The 923-nt window shown below is 19.8% G+C and carries 2 protein-coding genes; both read left to right on the plus strand.

Going from position 1 to position 923, the window contains the following annotated elements; genetic code table 11:
• The first annotated feature begins 193 nt into the window (after window positions 1-193).
• Window positions 194-655 (plus strand): glycosyltransferase, encoded by a 462-nt coding sequence (locus LUA84_RS02095; RefSeq protein ID WP_457913348.1) that lies wholly within the window; start codon window positions 194-196, stop codon window positions 653-655.
• Window positions 652-825, plus strand: a complete 174-nt coding sequence (locus LUA84_RS02100; RefSeq protein ID WP_231434225.1) for a hypothetical protein — start codon at window positions 652-654, stop codon at window positions 823-825. The genes LUA84_RS02095 and LUA84_RS02100 overlap by 4 nt, the downstream gene beginning before the upstream one ends.
• Window positions 826-923: the final 98 nt, after the last annotated feature.

The raw sequence follows: 923 nt of genomic DNA on the forward strand, positions 1-923 counted from the left end.
TAAATGTTATTTCTATTGGAACATTAAATATAGATTTAGAAAATATTATTATTTACCTTATAAAGTAGCTCTGAATCGTTATATAATTATTTAGAAAGAAAAGCTTGGAAGAAAATAGATTTTGCAATATTTAATTCAGAACTATCTAAAAAGAGAGCATTAGATAAAAATGTTAATAGTAAAGAAAAAACAGATGTTACTATATCTTGGTGCAGATTTGTCAAATTTTTATAATGATAATNNGGAAGATTATTTCTTATATGTAGCAAGAATTGGGTTATCAAAAAGACAAGATATANNNATAAAAGCATTTGCAAAGTTTATTAAAAAATATTCAGAATATAAATTATATTTAGTTGGAAATGTTGAAAATAAAAAATATTACTTAAAAATATTGAAACTAATTAAGCATTATAATTTACAAAATAATATAAAATTATATTCAAATTTATCCGATGAAAAATTAAGAGAATTATATGCAAAATCTTTGGCATGTATCTATATACCATATATGGAAGATTTTGGAATAGTTCCTTTAGAATCATTAGCTGCTGGAAAGTATTTAATTAATGTTTATCCTTCTGGAANTTGTGAATTATTAAAGAATGCACACAGAATTTATTGGATAAAAAAAGATTTTATGAAGAACCTATGATTAATGAAATATATAACTCATTAGAATATTTTGTTAAAAATAAAGATGAATTAATAGAAAAAGGAAAAGAAAATATAGAATTTGTTAAAAAATATGATTTATCATGGGAAAGATTTACAAAAGAATTGGATAATAAACTTAAAGATATTTTAGAAAATATAAATAATTGATAATTGATTTCTATTAGTATAATGATACCTTTACATATTTAAAAAATTTTTTTCAAAAAATTTTACAATAATGAATGAAATGAGAAAGATATTAATTG

It is taken from the genome of Candidatus Nanopusillus massiliensis (assembly GCF_920984865.1).